The sequence below is a fragment of the Amycolatopsis sp. NPDC114503 genome, assembly GCF_055633655.1.
Window position 1 is genome coordinate 60,830 of sequence record NZ_JBVKDT010000001.1, and the last position, 17,057, is coordinate 77,886.

14 protein-coding genes and 3 tRNA genes are annotated in these 17,057 nt (G+C 67.5%); 8 read left to right on the top strand and 9 right to left on the bottom strand.

Annotated elements, in window-relative coordinates; all coding sequences use genetic code 11:
- Positions 1 to 284: 284 nt before the first annotated feature.
- On the bottom strand, positions 285 to 2,219 hold the full coding sequence (locus ACZ7OI_RS00340) for an APC family permease (protein WP_470262093.1): 1,935 nt from the start codon (positions 2,217 to 2,219) through the stop codon (positions 285 to 287).
- Between the two features lie 66 nt (positions 2,220 to 2,285).
- Positions 2,286 to 2,816: a hypothetical protein gene (locus ACZ7OI_RS00345; protein WP_470262094.1), complete on the bottom strand. Its 531-nt coding sequence runs from the start codon at positions 2,814 to 2,816 to the stop codon at positions 2,286 to 2,288.
- Positions 2,817 to 2,964: 148 nt separating this feature from the next.
- Here ACZ7OI_RS00345 and ACZ7OI_RS00350 point away from each other — a divergent pair, with 148 nt between their 5' ends.
- Together ACZ7OI_RS00350 and ACZ7OI_RS00355 are read left to right on the top strand one after the other, a co-directional pair.
- Entirely contained in the window at positions 2,965 to 3,960 is a 996-nt protein-coding gene (locus ACZ7OI_RS00350; protein ID WP_470262095.1) for a rhomboid-like protein, read from the top strand.
- Between the two features lie 116 nt (positions 3,961 to 4,076).
- Positions 4,077 to 6,782 carry a sensor domain-containing protein gene (locus ACZ7OI_RS00355; protein ID WP_470262096.1) on the top strand — a complete coding sequence of 902 codons (2,706 nt, stop codon included), beginning with the start codon at positions 4,077 to 4,079 and terminating at the stop codon, positions 6,780 to 6,782.
- Here the strand turns inward: ACZ7OI_RS00355 and ACZ7OI_RS00360 are convergent.
- Positions 6,776 to 7,576: an arylamine N-acetyltransferase family protein gene (locus ACZ7OI_RS00360; RefSeq protein WP_470262097.1), complete on the bottom strand. Its 801-nt coding sequence runs from the start codon at positions 7,574 to 7,576 to the stop codon at positions 6,776 to 6,778. The two genes, ACZ7OI_RS00355 and ACZ7OI_RS00360, sit on opposite strands and share 7 nt — an antisense overlap.
- 158 nt (positions 7,577 to 7,734) lie before the next feature.
- On the opposite strand from ACZ7OI_RS00360, the gene ACZ7OI_RS00365 reads away from it, so the two are divergent.
- The gene (locus tag ACZ7OI_RS00365) at positions 7,735 to 8,568 is read left to right on the top strand and encodes a serine protease (protein ID WP_470262098.1); all 834 of its coding nucleotides are present in this window, start codon (positions 7,735 to 7,737) and stop codon (positions 8,566 to 8,568) included.
- Positions 8,569 to 8,954: 386 nt separating this feature from the next.
- On the opposite strand, the gene ACZ7OI_RS00370 is transcribed toward ACZ7OI_RS00365, so the two are convergent.
- The 5 genes from ACZ7OI_RS00370 to ACZ7OI_RS00390 all read right to left on the bottom strand — a co-directional run bounded on the left by ACZ7OI_RS00370 (position 8,955) and on the right by ACZ7OI_RS00390 (position 11,974).
- Positions 8,955 to 10,694 (bottom strand): glycoside hydrolase family 9 protein, encoded by a 1,740-nt coding sequence (locus ACZ7OI_RS00370; RefSeq protein WP_470262099.1) that lies wholly within the window; start codon positions 10,692 to 10,694, stop codon positions 8,955 to 8,957.
- Between the two features lie 399 nt (positions 10,695 to 11,093).
- A tRNA-Phe gene (locus ACZ7OI_RS00375) sits at positions 11,094 to 11,167 on the bottom strand.
- Positions 11,168 to 11,198: 31 nt separating this feature from the next.
- Positions 11,199 to 11,272: transfer RNA gene (locus tag ACZ7OI_RS00380), tRNA-Asp, on the bottom strand.
- Between the two features lie 14 nt (positions 11,273 to 11,286).
- Positions 11,287 to 11,359: transfer RNA gene (locus ACZ7OI_RS00385), tRNA-Glu, on the bottom strand.
- Between the two features lie 363 nt (positions 11,360 to 11,722).
- Positions 11,723 to 11,974 (bottom strand): hypothetical protein, encoded by a 252-nt coding sequence (locus tag ACZ7OI_RS00390; protein WP_378398698.1) that lies wholly within the window; start codon positions 11,972 to 11,974, stop codon positions 11,723 to 11,725.
- Positions 11,975 to 12,425: 451 nt separating this feature from the next.
- Here ACZ7OI_RS00390 and ACZ7OI_RS00395 point away from each other — a divergent pair, with 451 nt between their 5' ends.
- The gene (locus ACZ7OI_RS00395; RefSeq protein WP_470262100.1) at positions 12,426 to 12,845 is read left to right on the top strand and encodes a hypothetical protein; all 420 of its coding nucleotides are present in this window, start codon (positions 12,426 to 12,428) and stop codon (positions 12,843 to 12,845) included.
- Between the two features lie 1,310 nt (positions 12,846 to 14,155).
- Here the strand turns inward: ACZ7OI_RS00395 and ACZ7OI_RS00400 are convergent.
- Entirely contained in the window at positions 14,156 to 14,359 is a 204-nt protein-coding gene (locus tag ACZ7OI_RS00400) for a cold-shock protein (RefSeq protein ID WP_003097368.1), read from the bottom strand.
- A 224-nt stretch (positions 14,360 to 14,583) separates the two neighbouring features.
- Between ACZ7OI_RS00400 and ACZ7OI_RS00405 the strand changes: the two genes are divergently transcribed.
- From ACZ7OI_RS00405 to ACZ7OI_RS00420, 4 genes are all read left to right on the top strand, one after another.
- Positions 14,584 to 14,712, top strand: a complete 129-nt coding sequence (locus ACZ7OI_RS00405) for a hypothetical protein (RefSeq protein WP_470262101.1) — start codon at positions 14,584 to 14,586, stop codon at positions 14,710 to 14,712.
- 106 nt (positions 14,713 to 14,818) lie between these two features.
- Complete coding sequence (locus tag ACZ7OI_RS00410; RefSeq protein ID WP_470262102.1) at positions 14,819 to 16,027, top strand: L,D-transpeptidase; 1,209 nt, start codon at positions 14,819 to 14,821, stop codon at positions 16,025 to 16,027.
- Between the two features lie 168 nt (positions 16,028 to 16,195).
- The gene (locus tag ACZ7OI_RS00415; protein WP_470262103.1) at positions 16,196 to 16,504 is read left to right on the top strand and encodes a hypothetical protein; all 309 of its coding nucleotides are present in this window, start codon (positions 16,196 to 16,198) and stop codon (positions 16,502 to 16,504) included.
- A gap of 7 nt (positions 16,505 to 16,511) precedes the next feature.
- Entirely contained in the window at positions 16,512 to 17,057 is a 546-nt protein-coding gene (locus tag ACZ7OI_RS00420; protein ID WP_470262104.1) for a SigE family RNA polymerase sigma factor, read from the top strand.

A 17,057-nucleotide genomic window follows, 5' to 3' on the forward strand; every position in this document is an offset into this window, starting at 1 on the left:
ACCGAGCCGTTAACCCCACCACCCAGCCGCCCCCGCGAACCCAACTCGCCACACGCCCAAGCCCCGCGCCCCCACCACCCAACCGCAGCCCGCACACCCAACCCACCAGCGCACCCACACCACCCCCGCACCCCGATACGAAGCCAAAATGCGGACGGCGGGTGCTTGTCAAGGCATCTTTCCCGCCTTGACAAGCACCCGCCGTCCGTCATCACAATGGGCTTCGGGGTGCCCCAACCCACCCGGGCGCAATGTCGCCGCCAGGCGACGAGCCGCCCCAGAGATCACCCCACATGCACCAACGGCCGCCGATGCGGATCCGGCTCCGCCCTCCGCAGCACCTCCCGAGTCACCGGAGGCACATCCCCATCCCCAAAGAACAAATACCGCCCCAAAAACTTAAACGGATTCCCCTCCGTCCAAGCAAAGTAAATATGCGGCTGCATCCCAGTCTCATCCCGCACATGCAACAACACCGCAGCAATAGCATTGGCAATAGATGGACTCTTCATCCGCAAAATCCGATACCCAGCCCGCTTCTCCCCGTGCACCCGCAACGTAGTCTCAAAATCCGAAGCATCCGAAATAGTCACCTCAAGAAAGAACAACGCACTATCCCGAGGAATATGATTATCCTCCCGCGCCTCCTGCTCCTTCTCCCGATACTCAGCCTCATCCCGGGCATCCGGCTCATTGGCGATAATCCGCACCGCCCCCGACCGCACCGCCTTGTCCACGATCCGCTGCGCGGCCGCATCGAACTCGACCTTCTCGACCCGCAACTCCAACGACCGAGTAGCCCGGGAGATCAACGAGGTCACCACAATCGCCCCGATGAAGAACCCGGCGATCTTCACCCCCTCCGGCCGCTCCACGATGTTAGCGATCGTCGTGTACAAAAAAACCACGGTAATCGCCAGATAACCCCAGAACGCCCGCTGCTTAAGCCGCCGAGCAGACAACGTAACCGCCACCGAAGCCGACGAAATCAACACCAGCACCCCGGTCGCATACGCCCCGCCCTGAGCCTCCACGTCAGCGTCGAAGATCAACGTAATCACAAACGCGATCACCGAAACCACGATCACCAGCGGCCGAGTAGCCCGAGCCCAATCCGGAGCCATCCCGTACCGCGGCAAGTACCGAGGCACGATATTCAACAACCCGGCCATCGCCGAAGCCCCGGCAAACCACAGGATCGCGATCGTGCTGGCGTCGTACACCGTGCCAAAGCCATCGCCAAGGTAGCTGTGCGCGAGATAAGCCAGCGCCCGCCCGCTGGCCTTGCCCCCAGCCTGAAACTCCCGCTGCGGAATCAACACCGCGGTAGCGAAACTGGACGTGATCAAGAACGCGCTCATGATCAACGCCGCGGTAACCAACAACCGCCGAGTGTTCCGAATCCGCCCCACCGGCTCGGCTTCAGCGTCCCCAGCAGCCCCCCGGACCAGCGGCATCACCGAGACCCCGGTCTCAAACCCCGACAACCCCAGCGCCAGTTTAGGAAACACCACCAGCGCGACCCCGACCATCAACCAAGGATTGGGATGCTCGCTCACCAGCAAATTCTGCCAGTCGACAATAAGCTGCGGCGCCCCGAACACATGCGCCAACGCGACGACCACCACCACGACGTTCAGCGCGAGATAAACCCCCACGAGAACGACCGCGACCCCGATCGCCTCAGCGAACCCCTTGAGAAACACCGCCCCCAGCAACGCGATGAGCACCAGCGTGATCCAGACCTGCCCACCATGCAGCGCAGCCGGAACAAACGGATTCTCAATAACATGCGCGGTAGCGTCAGCCGCCGACAACGTCACCGTGATGACGAAGTCAGTAGCCGCAAACCCCAGCAGCGCAAGCACTAACAGCTTGCCGCCCCACCGGGACAACAGCTTCTCCAGCATCGCGATCGACCCCTGGCCGTGCGGGCTCTCCCGCGCGACCCGGCGATAGATCGGCAGCGCCCCGGCCAGCGTGAGCACCACCAGCACCACAGTGGCCAACGGCGACAGCACTCCAGCGGCGAGCGCGGCAATCCCCGGCTGATATCCGAGCGTGGAGAAGTAGTCGACGCCGGTGAGGCACATGACCTTCCACCACGGCTGTTCGGCCTTTTTGGTCTCCCGCTTGCCACCGGTCATCTGCTGGGCGCGCTTGTGCTCGCCTTCGAGAAGCCAGGCACGCAGCTTTGTATTCGGCACGCGGCCGATCATGCCGGTTTCGGCACCCCCGCGCGGACCACGCTCAGCGGATGCTCAGGGTTTCACCCGGCATGTAGGTCAGAGACAAATAATGTTCAGGACGCACGGCGGCTCATGGCTACTCGGCGAAGACGGCTGGCTCGAACTCGACGGAGCCGACGGGCTCGACGACGGCTGAGACGGCGCGGTCGGACCGGTGGTCTCCGGCCGTTCGCTCGACGCCGGATGCGACGGAGCGGAATCAGCCGGGTGGTTCGGAGTGCTGTGCTCGCCGAGCGGGTTGACGTTCACCTTGCTCGAAGGCGCATCCCCGACGCCGACCGTGCCCCCTTCGGTTTCCTCGCCGGTGGGCGTCGGCGGGTTGGTCTCGTCGACGCCGCCGGCGCCGCCAGTGCGGTCCGGCATCTCGATCACGCGCATCTCGGTGATCCGGGAGGCCCCGTCGCTCGCCGTGGTCCCGTAGGAGACGAGCATGGCCGCCGCCCCGCAACCGACGATCACCGCGAGCATCACCGAAACCATGCGCCACCGAGACCGCGACGGCGGCGGGATCCGTCGTTCGTGTCCTTCGCGCACCAACAGCTCGGCGACCGAAACCTCGTCGTTCACCAGCGAGACCTTTCACCAGGAGTGGCCTATTCTTACCGGATGAGCCCACCGAACGGGTGACAACGGGCGAAACCTTCTACCCTGAGTGCTCACTCTAGCGGGTGTGAATCACAGCGCATTCACAGCTGCTCTTGGCCAAAATCCCAGCATGCCCAGCCACTCTGGACGCATGTCGCTGCGCGAGCCGGAACCGGCACCCCGCCCGGCGCGCGGTGCTGCCACCACGGGAACTCCCCGGAAGTGGCGCTCCTTGACGTGGCTGCGCGGACGGACGCCCGCCGCCCAGCCGGTCTCCGTCCCGATGGCCGGGAAGCCGGAGCCGAGCACCACCGCGGCAGCGGCCCCGACCAGAGCAGGCGGCACCCAGTTGGTCGAGATCATCGAAGGGTCCTCGCGACCGACGGCGACAGCCGTGCTGGCCAAGAACGACCCGGCCGCCAGTTCCCTCGACCTCGTCCAGCCCGCCCCCAGGCTTCCTTTCCTGGCCATCCCCGCGACCTGGCGGCCGAAGCGAGCCTGGCTCGCCCTCGTCCCCAGCCCGCGGTCCACGCCGTTCACGTTCGGCTACCTCGTTCTCCTCCTCGGCACCTCGCTGCTCATCCGTTTCGCCAGCCCCAAGCTCACCGGCAAACTCCTCGCCGTCTCCAGCACCGACGCGCACAACATGGCGCGCCACCCCCTCACCGCGCTTCTGACCAGCGCGTTCTGGATCGCCGACGGCGGCTGGCTGCCGTACGCGGTGATCTTCGCGATCGCAGTCGCCCCGTTCGAGCGGCGGTTCGGCGGGCTGCGGACGGCGCTGGTCTTCTTCAGCGGGCACGTGCTCGCCACGATCGCCACCGAACTGCCGGTCATGGCCCTGATCCACACCGACGTCCTGCCGCATTCCGCGGGCCGCTGGCTCGACATCGGCGTCAGCTACGGCTTCCTCACCACCGCCGGCGTGCTCGTCGCACTGCTGCGCGGACGGGCCAGGATCGCCGGGATCGTGGCCCTTGAGCTATTCGTTATCAGCGTCTACGTGACCGACGATCCCGCCAGTCTCGCCTCCGTCGTGACGGTCCTCGGACATGCCTGTGCGGCCCACTTCGGCCTGCTCGTATGGGGTCCGCGACTGCGCAGCGTGCCCCGCATCGCCCGATAGCACCGCCGTCGGCGTCCAGACGAGTGATGCAAGCGGCTCCCCGTGTGGATATACACAGGCTTCACTCGGTGGTGTAATCGACGGGCCATACGCCGACAAGGGGGATCGGAAGCACCATGGAGGCTGACGCCCTGGCCGGTGAACCGGGTGGAATCACCCGGCGCGCCCAGCTCGCGGGCCTGCGGCCGGACGCCGGCGCGGGGGTCCTGTTCTCCCTGCATGCCTCCGAACCGGCGACCCTCACGTGGCTGCCCGGCCTCGACGCCGTCCTCGGCCTCCCCGGCGCGACCGGCAAAGAACTGTGCGACCGGCTCACCGAGCTGCTGCGCCCGCTCACCGCGAACCTCCGCCGCACCCCGCCCGGCCGCGATTTCGAACTCGAACAGCCACAGGACAGCGCCGACGGGACCCCTCGCCGCATCCGGCTGCGCGCGCGGACCGTCGGCGAAGAGGACCACACGACCGGCCTGCTCGGCGTCGCCTCGGCGGTCGCGGAAACCGCGCCGGACAAGTCCGACCTCGCGGAGCTGTCCGACCGCTACCAGCTGCTGATGGAGCAGAGCCCGGACGCGATCTGCGTGCATTCCGGCGGCGTCGTCACCTACGCCAACCAGGCCGCGCTCGACCTGTTCGCGGCACGGGCGGCGCACGAGGTCGTCAGCCACGAGTTCGGGGACTTCGTGGCCGCCGAATCCGCGCAGCTGCTTGAGGATCCCAGCGCGGAACCGCGCGAAGCGGTGCTGAAACGGTTGGACGGGAGCAAATTCGTGGCGGAAACCGTTTCGGTGCGCACCAGCGACTCGAATCCGCCGTCGTTCCAAGTGGTGATCCGCGACAGCACCGTCAAGCACGCCGCCGCGGCTGCCGTCCGCGCGCAAGAAGCGCTGGTCACGCACGTCAGCGACGCCATCGTCACGATCACCGCCGAAGGCATCGTCACCGGCTGGAACCCGGCCGCCGAGACCGTCTACGGCTGGCCCGCCCCGGAGGCGCTCGGCCGACGGGTGCACGAGGTGCTCGGCATCGACCCGAACCCGGCCGCGATCCGCGACGGCATCGCCGCGCAGACCCACCGCGGCCGGGACGGCTCGCCGCGCCAGGTCCGGGTGTCCGCGACCGAGACCGTCGACGGCTTCCTCCTCGTCTGCACCGACGAAACCGCACGTCGCCGCGTTGAACAGCACTACGCGACGGTCGTCGCCGCGCTCGACGAGGGCGTACTGGTGATCGGCCCGACCGGGCTGATCCAGTCGGCGAATCCGTCCGCCTGCCGCATCCTCGGAGTCCCCGAGACGAAGCTGCTCGGCGTCCCGTGCACGACGCTCGTGCTGTTCGACGAGGACGGCAACCGCATCCCGGACGACGAACTGCCGTCCATGATCACGCGCCGCACCGGGAGCACGCACAACGGCCTGGTCGTGCGCCTGCGCCGGCCCGACGGCCGCGACGTGTGGGTGTCGCTGACCTCCCGGTTGCTCGATTCGGACGATCCGAACGGCGTCTCGGTAGTCACGTCCTTCACCGACATCACCGAACGGCGCGCGATCAGCGCCCGGCTGGCCCACGAAGCGACTCACGACCCGCTGACCCGGCTCGCCAACCGCACCCTGGTGCTGGACCGGCTCGACCGTCGCGACGGCGCCGAGGCGGCCGCCGTGCTGTTCCTCGACCTGGACAAGTTCAAGCTGATCAACGATTCCCTCGGCCATCCGGTCGGCGACCAGGTGCTGCGCATCGCCGGCGAACGCCTGCGCCGGGCCACCGGTCCCGACGACGTCGTCGGCAGGCTGGGCGGCGACGAGTTCGTGGTCGTCACGTCCGCGACGACCGGCCAGGCGCAGGTCGGCGTCTTCGCCGCACACCTGCGTTCCGTGCTGGCGGAGCCGGTTTCGGTGCACGGCAGGCAATTGCACCTCGACGCGAGCATGGGCATCGTCCTCGTCGAACCGGACGACCGCCGCAGTGCGGAGGATTTGCTGCGCGACGCGGATGTCGCGATGTACCAAGCGAAATCCCGCGGCCGGGGCCGGTTCGAGTTCTTCGACGTCGCTCTCCGGGAACGCATGCAGCGCCGGCTGCGGATGGAACAGGACCTCCGCGACGCTGTCCACAGTGGACAGCTGTGGCCCGCCTACCAGCCGGTGGTCGACCTGCGCACCGGCGAAATGGTCGGCGTCGAGGCGTTGCTGCGCTGGACCCATCCGAAACACGGCGCGATCTCGCCCGCGGAATTCATCCCGCTGGCCGAGGAAAGCGAACTGATCAACGTGCTGGGCAAGTACGTCCTGCGCGACACCACGCGCGAACTGGCCGCCCTGCGCAACGGCCGGGGCCTCGACCTGAGTTTGAAGGTCAACCTGTCCGTCCGGCAGCTGGACGACCCGCACCTGGTTCCGGCGGTCCGCGACGCACTCGCCACCACCGGCCTGCCGCCCGGCTCGTTGACCTTGGAGGTCACCGAAAGCGCGCTCATGCGCGATACGTCGGCGGCCGCGGAAGTGTTGTCCGCCTTGCGTTCTCTCGGGGTTTTGCTGGCCATCGACGACTTCGGCACCGGCTATTCGTCACTGGCCCAGCTGCGTCGGCTGACGCTGGACACCCTCAAGATCGACCGCTCGTTCATCACCGGAATCGCCGACTCGCGCGACGCGGCCGCGATCGTCACGAGCATCATCGCGATGGCGCACGCGGTCGATCTGACGGTGGTCGCGGAAGGCGTCGAAACGGCGGAAGAGCTGGCGCTGCTGCGGGAACTGGGCTGCGACCAGGCCCAGGGCTACCACCTCGGCCGGCCGCTGGCCGCCGCGGAGCTGTTTCAGTAAGTCTCGAGCAGCGCTGCCAGCTCGTCGCCGGTGAGGAAGACGTCGAGATCCTCCAACGTTTTTCCGAGATCGACCGGTTCGATCGTGCGTGTCTCGACCGTGCCGTCCGGGTGGCTCTCCTGGTATTCGCGGCCGAGCAGCCGACGGAACCGGCCAGGCTCAAGCCGCATCACCACGATCCGCCCGGTGAACGGAGACTTCTGATGCGTCGACGTGTAGTGGTGGAACACCTGGTAGTCGATCGGACGGCTGCTCACCTGCGGCAGGACCTCGTGCAGGTCTTCCCAGCCGTCGCCGTCCTGTTTCTGCAGCACCCACCAGCCGTCGCGCAGGGTCATCCGGTGCGTCCACCCGGCTTGGTCCACTTCGGCCCCGTCGATCAGCGGCATCGGCACCAGGATCCCGGCGCCGAACCCGACGTCGACGAGAAACTGTTGCCCCTCAACGGTAATCACCAGCGTCATATGGGTGTACGGCCCGCTCTTGCCCGGCTGCACCCGCGCGACCGTGCGCTGCACCTGGTAACCCAACTGCTCCGCGACGGCCGCGAAAAGCCCGGCCTGCTCGTAGCAATACCCGCCGCGGCGCCGTCCGACGAGCTTCTCGCTGACGACGTCCAGCTCGATCCCGCGATGCCGGCCGATCACTACGTCGACGTTCTCGAACGGGATCGTCTCGACGTGCGCCTGCGCCAACCGCCCCAGCGCCGCTACCGACGGTTCCTCCCGGCGCTGCCCCACGCGTGCGAGGTAGGCGTCGACGTCTGCTGCCTCGATGTTCCATTCCCCAGTCATGCGATCAGTCTGCAACCTCTAGCTAGCTTTAGGTCAACAGTCACCCAGGGTCACAACGGTTGTGACTGGCACCACTCTCTGGTGTGATGTACCCCGCGATGCCTACCGGTCAGTAGCACACGTCCGAGTGAGTGCTGGCCTTTCTCGAAGGGAGCCCGATGAAGACCCCTCGACCACTGGCCCGGGCCAGTGCGGTGACGGCACTGGCGACCGCCGCCGCATTGCTGCCCGCGACCGCGTGGGCAGCGGCCCCGACCTGGGCCCCGGCGGACACCGCCGCCGTGCACCCCGGGGTGCAGACGCACACCAACGGGGCGCAATGCACCTCGAACTTCGTGTACAGCAACGGAACGGACGTCTTCCTCGGACAAGCCGCGCACTGCTCCGGCACCGGCGGTTCGACCGAAACGAACGGCTGCTCCGCCGGTTCTCTCCCGATCGGCGCCCCGGTCTCGATCACCGGGGCGAGCAAGCCCGGGACGCTCGTGTACAACTCGTGGCTGACCATGCAGTCCCGCCACGAAGCGGACGCGAACACCTGTCAGTACAACGATCTCGCCCTCGTGAAGATCGACCCGGCGGACGTGTCCAAGGTGAACCCCAGCCTGCCCTTCTGGGGCGGCCCGACCGGCGTGAACACCGCCGGCACGAAGCAACTCGGCACCGTGCTGAGCTACGGCAACTCCGAACTGCGCGGCGGCATCACCCAGCTGTCACCCAAACAGGGAACCAGCCTCGGCGACACCGGCGGCGGCTGGAGCCACACGGTACTGACGGTGACACCCGGCATCCCCGGCGATTCCGGCAGCGGCTTCCTTGACAAGGACGGGAACGCGCTCGGGGTGCTGAGCACGCTGAACCTGCTGCCCCAACCGGGGACGAACGGGGTTGGGGATCTTTCGCGTGAACTGGCGTACGCGAGCGCACACGGCGGGCTTGGGACGGTGGAGCTTGTTCCTGGGACGGCCAAGTTCCGTGGGCCGTTGATTTAGCGGTTGTTCCAGCCTCGAGCTGGTGTGCATGGCGTGCCCGGCACGGTTCAGATTCGTGCCGGGCATGGCCGCGCTTCGAGGCGCGACCTCGCGACCGCGAACGTCCACAGTGGACTTGGCACAGTGCAGCTCGCGCCGGGCACGGTCACGCCGAACTAGCTGCTCGCGAGGGGATCCCTGCGGACCTCCCGCGAAAATCCCTTCACCGGCTTCGGCCCCTCACCAGCCTTGTTCCCTCACCGACCCCGTCCCTTTACTGGCTTCGTTCCCTCACGAGCCTTGTTCCCTCGCCAGCCTCGTCCCCTCACCGGCCGTTGCCAGAGCAGCACATCCACGCCGCACCGCCACCGGAACCCGCCGACCGCCCGCCGCTCCGGGACCCGGGCTCAGTCCCCCACCGCGACCGCATACAGGTACCAAGTCGAGTGCGGCAACCACTGTTCATCCCACCGCCAATCGTCGTCCTTTCCGGTGACCACGTAACCGCGGTCCCACGCGATTCCGCTGCCGTCCTCGTTCAAGCCGGTGATGCCGTTGACAATTCCGCCCGCCGTCGGCAGGAACTGCCACGACCCGAGCCAGCTGTACTGCGGGTTTTCGCGGCCGCTGCCGTCGAGCATGCACACGCCGTACGGGTTGCTGCCGCAGATCCAGTTCAGCTGGTCCGCCGCATACGACCGCAGACGACCCGCGAAATCACCGGAAAACCGTTGTGCGGCAAGCCGAGCGGCGGTCGCCAGCGACGCGATCCGCGCGTTCTCGCCCTGCCACCACTGATCTTTCACTCGCGGCGTGACGTTGTGCGGGAAGAAAAATGAGCTGTACCTCTTACCCTCTCCATCTTGCACAAGATTCCGCGCATACCCAAACGGGTTAGGCACCTCGGCAGTCACCGCGAGCTCGAACTCCAGCGACCGCCGCACCACCTTCAGCACCTCAGAAACCGTTGGCGCATCAGCGATCTCGGCGTACGCGAGCAGGCTGATCACCGGCAGCCCGGCATCAGAGGGATGGAAGTACGGCCGATCGCCGTCGTCCGCGCGCCAGTAGTCCCGGTATGACTTCCAGGAAACCAAGCGCCGCAACAGGTTATGCGCTCGACGATCCGCCGCCTCGCGGTACACTGGCTTCTTGGTCACCTGATACAACTCGACCGCCGCCAGCAACGCGCCGTAGTCGTCCTGGATGTTTTCCTTGCCGTCATTGGTCATCTCGACGTTGTGGTGCTCCAGGTAGTCGAACGCCGCTTCCGCCGTCGCCAGGTACTCCTCGTGGGAGTAATCGCCCGACGCGTCCAGCGTCGTCGCAGCAGCCAGCGCCGCGATCGCGACCCCTCCGCCTTCGCGGTAGTTCACTTGGACGGGCTCGCCGTCGCCGTTCGCCAGGACATGCCGCAGCTTCGGATCTTTCGGTGGCCCAGGCTGGATAACCGAGGTAACGAACGTGCCGTCCACAAGCTTCACCCGGCGCAGGTAGTCGGCGCCGAACAGAGCTTCGTCGGCCAGCCAGGTGCGCAATTGGGTGAAGTTGGTGTCGCCGCGCGCCGTAAGCCGCTGGTACGCCTTGGCCAGCACCCAGGCGGTGAGCGGGATCTGGAGAGTGTTGAAGTAACTGCGGTCCGACAGCTGCGTGAAGTGCTTGCCGAAGTCGCCGGTCGCGTCGTACCAGCCGCCGTGTGCGTCCATGACCTGCGTGGCGTTAGGGCCGATCGGCGCTTCGCGGTCCTTGCGATCGAACCGGTCCGAGCTGCGGGTGCCCTTGAAGTAGTGCACGACATGGGAGAGCGTGTAGCGCTCAAGCACCAGCTGATCGACGCGGAACGGCTGCGACCGCCCGTCCGCGGCGAGCAGGACGTACTCGCCTTCGGTCTTCAGCGCGGAAAAGTCCGCGGTCCAGTAATTCCGGTCGTCCCATCCCGGAACCTGGGCCGCCTGCCGCGGAGTCCCGGTGAAGACGACCTTCCCGGTGACGACGTCGACGACGGCAAACCTCGGAATCGCCTGCGGAGACCCGGCCGCGAGCACCGCTCGTTTGGGCGCGCCGGGCGCGTAGCCGACGTTGTTCGCGTAGACCGCCACCCCGGACCGCGTCTCGGCGGCCGCCGCTTCAGCTCCCGACGGAGTCATCGCCCCCACTCCCACCGCCGCCGACCCGGCAAGAAAGCTGCGACGCCCCACATCTCCCGGCATTCTCGACCTCCAAGTGGTCCAGACCTTTGAGATGTTATTGAGGCTAGGGAGCGATCCGGAGGTTTGACAAGACTGCTTCCGAATGGCGACGCCAACGAGAGCGGACCCCAGGTCGGTGCAGTGAGGCCTGCTCGGGCATCCCCGCAGCCGCTCAGCGAAGCCGCGGCCTACCGCCTCAATCACGACCGTCAAGCCCCGCATGGCCGTGGCCTGGCCACCCAAACGGCAGCAGGGGAACGTCACTCTGGACGGCCGCGCGGAGCCGCAACCGAGACGGCCGAAAAACGAAACAGCCCCCATCCGGGTGGATGAGGGCTTCTTTCGCAGGTAACGGTGTGGCCAGGGCCGGGGTCGAACCGGCGACCTTCCGCTTTTCAGGCGGACGCTCGTACCAACTGAGCTACCTGGCCGGGAACGCCGGCTAGGAGCCGAACGATCTTGCGACCCTGACGGGACTCGAACCCGCGACCTTCGCCGTGACAGGGCGACGCGCTAACCAACTGCGCCACAGGGCCTTACTGGTACTGCGTACTCCCAACGGGATTCGAACCCGCGTTGCCGCCTTGAAAGGGCGGAGTCCTAGGCCACTGAACGATGGGAGCCCGATCGGTTTCGGTGGACCGACCGACCGCGCTCTCAGGTGTTCCCCTGGGAGCGATTACAAGCATAGGGCACGTTCCAAGGGCTTTGTACCGGGGGTTCCTTAAGCGGTCAGCGAGCCTCCGACCTGCGATAACGTCCGCGCCAACACCTTGACCGCACCACGCGGCACCGATCAGCCCGCCCGAAGCCGCTCCGGACGATTGGTGTGCGCCACGCCACTCTACGCCGGAGACGCCCCGGCACGCCGGGAATCCGGACCCGCTCAAGCCGCGCCCCCGGCCACCGAGACACGAGTTCGCGCCAAGACCGGCCCGCGCCTGAGCCGATCTCGCGGAAGACGGACGCACTGGCGGCCGACCGGGTCAGCGCTGCACGGGCGCCTCGCCGTCGTCACCCGGACTCAGCCCGAGCATCTCCAGCAACTGCACGCAGTCCTCCACGTCCAGCGCGCCGGCCGCGACGGCCAGCCGGGCTCGGCGGACCTGGTCGTCGGAGACCCGTTGCCCTTCCGACGACCCGCGCTGCGCCGGCACGCCGCCGGACAGTGACGTGCTTCCCCCGTCGGCACCTTCGTACCGAAGGAGGAACTGACGAACTTCGACCGATCCGCTCATGGCCCCTCCATGCGGTTCGCAACAACTGGCCGCGAGGCTAACCAGCGGCGAGCGGCACCGGCAGCCCCCCGGAGAGTGAACCTGTGAACACTCTCCGAAGCTTCCCTGGTAACGCATTCCAAGATCGCGCAGAACGATTTCTCCCGGCTTCCCCTCGCCGATCCCCGGAACTCGTGCAACAATCGGTGTTGCTGACACACCCCCGGTCAGCGCCTGTGGAGATCCCCTCCGACCCCCGCGTTCCTCCCCCTGGCGCGGGGGTCTCTCCATTTCTGCACACCGGCGCTGACCTGCGGATCCACTCTCCGTACTCCTGATCAACAGACAGTCGCGAAATGCGTTTACCGACTGGGCTGAACAGGTGATCGAATTAGGCTTGCCGAGCACAGAAATGCGTGTGTCGTGGCTCACAGTGGTTTGTTTGCCGAGACCGAACCGTTATCGTGTCGGAGTGCCTCTTCCCTCCCTCGGCCGCCTCAGCAGCCGCACGAATCTCAAAGCCGTCTCGAGCGGGCGGCATCGCAATGCCGCCAAGGCCGCCGGCGACGAAGTCGTCGAGGACAAGGAGCTCACCAGCTACCTCGCCGCGCTCGCCCCGGACTCCGACCCGGAGAGCACCGGAACCGGCAGCCGCTTCGGCGACGCGCAGGTCTACCAGCTGCGCATGAACCTCATCGCGAGCCAGCAGCTCAAGGACATCGCCGTCGCCCGGAACCTGACCCCGCAGGCTCTGGCCCAGGAATGGATCCTGGAGCGCCTCTCGTGGGAGGGCCAGGCCTCCTCCGCGCAGGAGCGCCGCCACTCCGACGCCATGACCGACGAGTTCCACTTCCCGGCGGACACGTTCGACCAGCCCCTCGTCGGACGCTGATCCCGCCCCCCGAACGAAAACCCCCGGCTTCCCCCGACGGCCGGGGGTTTTCCCTTTTCCGGGGTTCCGGGAGGCCGAGGTCCCGCTGGGTGGGACGCTGCCGGATTCGCCTTGCCCGACGTTTTGGGTCCGGCGAGAAGCGGGCGATTCGGCTGATAGTTCGCCTGGTTTCGCCGCGGGTGGGGCACGACTCGCGGCGGCCACGACAAGATCGGCATAACCCGGGGGGCCCGACTCGACGGGCTGCGCGGCCGCGATGCAGTCCGGCAGTGCGACGCGACGTGCCGGGCATCGCGGCGGTACGGCGGCGACACAGCGTGGCTGGGCATCGCGGCGGCGCGCTGGACAAGGCGGGCGTCGGATCACGCCAGAGCGAGAACCGCGAGCGCTGCCAACCGCAAGACCTCGGTGGCCAACTCCCGGCCGCAGCTCGGGCAGCCAGCTCCGGCCTGCAGTTTGAGTAGCCGACTCCGGCCTGCAGTTCGAGTAGCCGACTCCAGCATCCAGATCGAGCAGCCGACTCCGGACACCGACTCGCGCAGCCGACTCGGGTGATCGCCCTCGGCCCTCGACTCAGGCAGCCGACTCAGGTGCCTGCCCTGGCCCTCCACTTACGCAGCCGACTCGGATGACCGACCCGGCCCTCCACCCAGCAGCGGACTCGGATGACCGACCCGCCCCTCCACTCAGCAGCCGACTCGGGTGATCGCACCAGCCCTCCACCCAGCAGCCGACTCAGGTGACCACCCCTGCACTCCACTCACGCAGCCGACTCGGGTGACCGACCCGGCCTTCGACCCAGCAGCCGACTCGGTTGATCCCCCCAGCAGCCGACTCAGGTGACCGCCCTCGACCCAGCAGCCAAACTCGGCAACCACCCCAGACTCCCGGCCATCCCGCCCCACGGTCACCCGATCGAGTCAACTCGGCCGCACCCACTCACAGTCGACTCAACCAACCGATCCGGCGTCGCCCATCCGTGCCCCGCCCGCCGAAGCCAGCCCGCACCGAGCCCGCCGAACCAACCCCAACCACCAACCCCCGCAACCGCACTCCCCGAACCCCGGCAGACCCGCCAACCGCCCGTGCTCGAACAAGCTGCGGCGCACCCCACTCACCACCCCAGCCGCGGCTCAGCCCAAGCCGCCAACCACCGACCGCCGAACCACAGCCCCGCCAACACCCCGGATCAACCGCGATAACCGCGGCCTCAAACATTCCCCACAACGGAACCCGCAATGAAAAAAGGCCCCGACGGGAAATCCCGTCGGGGCCCTTCTTTCAGGCCTGAGAAAACGCGCGGGCCTGACTCAGATCGCACGGACCTTCTGGGCCTGCGGGCCCTTCTGTCCCTGGCCGACTTCGAACTCCACTCGCTGGTTCTCCTCGAGGGTGCGGAAGCCGCGTCCCTCGATCTCCGAGTAGTGCACGAAAACGTCGCCTTCGCCGCCGTCCTGCGCGATGAAGCCGAAGCCCTTCTCCGCGTTGAACCACTTCACAGTGCCTTGCGCCACCGCTGTACTCCTCGTAACAGATCCGCTTCGAATGCCACCGAAGCGGCACCCCGGCCGTCCCGGGCGGTTCCAACGAGACGAGCGAAGAGCTTTTACGGCCCCACGGCTCGCGTCAGAAGTTCCGCGAGTGTGAAGCCACGAACACGCAAAACGACGGCCTGGTCAGCAGCCTACCGGGATCTCACCAAATCTGAACCCCGTTGATCGCAAGGATCGGTTCCATCGTGCGCGCATCACCGGAACGTCGTATCGCCGCCTACGCACCGCTGTCGGACCCCGCGGCTACTCTGATCCAGTACACCCAGCGCAGTTCGGTGATGCACAGTGCGCGGTCGATCGAGCCGCCTCCGTAATGGTTACTCGGCGCAGTGTGATGCTGGTCACCCCTTTTCCGGTGAACGTGAAGGCATCTCGGGACGTCTGGGTGTTCGGGGTACTAAGGGGAGATTGGGGATCGGTGTGACAATCCGACACTTCGCACGCCGCCGGGCCGGCGTCGCGGTGCTGGGCTTGGTCGCCGCGCTCACGCTCGGGGCGTGCAGCGGCGGCGGGTCGAGCGTGAACGCGGGAGGGACCGCGGGCGGCGGGCCTACCGAAGCGCCTGCCACGCCCGCGAAAGCGGCGGCCGTGGCGATCACGCCGGCTTCCGGGGCGGGCGACGTGGCGCCGGGCGAACCGGCGAAGGTGACCGTCGCCAACGGCACCATCGGGGCCGTCACGCTCACCAACGCCGACGGCAAACAGGTGCAGGGGCAACCCTCTCCGGACAAGAAGAGCTGGAGCAGCACCGAAGACCTCGGCTACGGCAAGACCTACACCTGGTCCGGCCAAGCCACCGGCGAGGACGGCAAGCAGGTCCAGATCAACGGCTCGTTCACCACGGTCAAACCGCGTCGGCAGATGCAGGGCAGCCTGAACGTCGGCGACGGGCAGACCTACGGCATCGCGATGCCGATCGCGCTCACGTTCCCGAGCGCGGTCAAGGACAAGGCCTCCGTCGAGCGCGCGCTGTCGGTGGAAACCACGCCGAAGACCGAGGGCGCCTGGGCATGGCTCAACGGCGACACTTCGGTGCACTGGCGGCCGAAGGAGTACTTCAAGCCGAACACGAAGGTCGTCGTCTCGGCCAACATCTACGGCGTTTCGATGGGCGACGGCGTCTACGGCAAGCAGGACGTCTCCGCGAGCTTCACCATCGGCCGCTCGCAGATCGTCAAGGGCAACACCCAGGAACACACCATGCAGGTCATCCGTGACGGTCAGCAGGTCATGGACTTCCCGGTGAGCTACGGCCTCGACTCCGACCCGGGCCGGGTCACGCACAGCGGCACGCACGTGGTGATGTCGAAGCACTCGACGTACTCGATGAGCAACCCGCGCTACAACTACACCGACGTGAACGTGCCGTGGGCGGTCCGGATCTCCAACAACGGCGAGTTCATCCACGGTCTCGCGGGGTCGATCTGGGCGCAGGGCAAGAAGAACATCTCGCACGGCTGCCTCAACCTGTCTCCGGCGAACGCGAAGATCTACTTCGACAGCGTCCTTCCCGGCGACCCGGTGGAGATCTCCGGCAGCACCCAGCAGCTGGGCGCGAAGGACGGCGACTACAACGACTGGACCTACGACTGGGCGGCGTGGACGAAGCTGTCGGCGCTGTCCGCGTAACCAAGAACCGAACAAGCACCACCGGACGGCCGGGAGCTCTCGAACGCTCCCGGCCGTTCGCCTGTCCGGCGGGAAAAAGAAAAAACCCGATGCAACCCCGGCGTCCGCCGACCGCATGACTAGAGCAGACAAGCGCCACCCGGCGCTCGTGGAACCAGGAGGAAACTCGTGCGTGTTCGCTTCGCTCTCGCCATCGGTTCGCTGCTGCTCGCCGGAGGCGCGCTGACCGGCGGCGCGGTCGCTTTCGCCGCGGACGCCCCGCCGTCGGCGCAGCCTGCCCCGACGAAGACGACCCCGGCCGAGCGGCCCACCGCCGCCCCGGCCCCGGCGCCGACGGACCGTCAGACCACCGCCGCCCCTGGCGCGCCGCGGATCGCCACTCCGGGCGTGCCGCCGAAGGCCGCGGGCAAGCGCGTCCCGACCGCGGTGCCCGCTGGCCCGACCGGCGACCTGCACCTCCCCTCGGTCTGGGGCTGATCACCCGGTGCCCTCCCGCTCCAGTCCGGCGTCCGGGCCGAGCTCGCCGTGGGACGGCGAGTTCGCCCGGTACTTCGGCGAGCGCGCGCACAGCCTGCGGTCCACTGCCTACCTGCTGTGCGGGGACTGGCACCGGGCCGAAGATCTCGCGCAGGCGGCGCTGCTCAAGCTGTACCTCGCCTGGCCGCGGCTGGCCCGGCACGACGCGCTCGACGCTTACGCGCGCAAAATCGTGCTGCGCACTTTCCTCGCGGAAAACCGCCGCAGCCGCTGGAAACGGGAGCGGCTCACCGACGCACCACCCGACGTCCCGGCTCCTGCCGCCGAGACCGAGCACGACCAGCTGATCCAGCAGGCACTCGCCGCGTTGGCCCCGCGCCAGCGCGCGGTGCTGGTGCTGCGGTACTTCGAGGACCTGTCCGTCGAGGAGACCGCCGCGGCGCTCGGCTGCCGGACCGGCACGGTGAAAAGCCAGGCCGCGCGCGGTCTGGCTACCCTGCGGACCCGGCTGGGCCCGCATTTCGAGGCACTGCCCGTCCATGGAGGGAGGTGA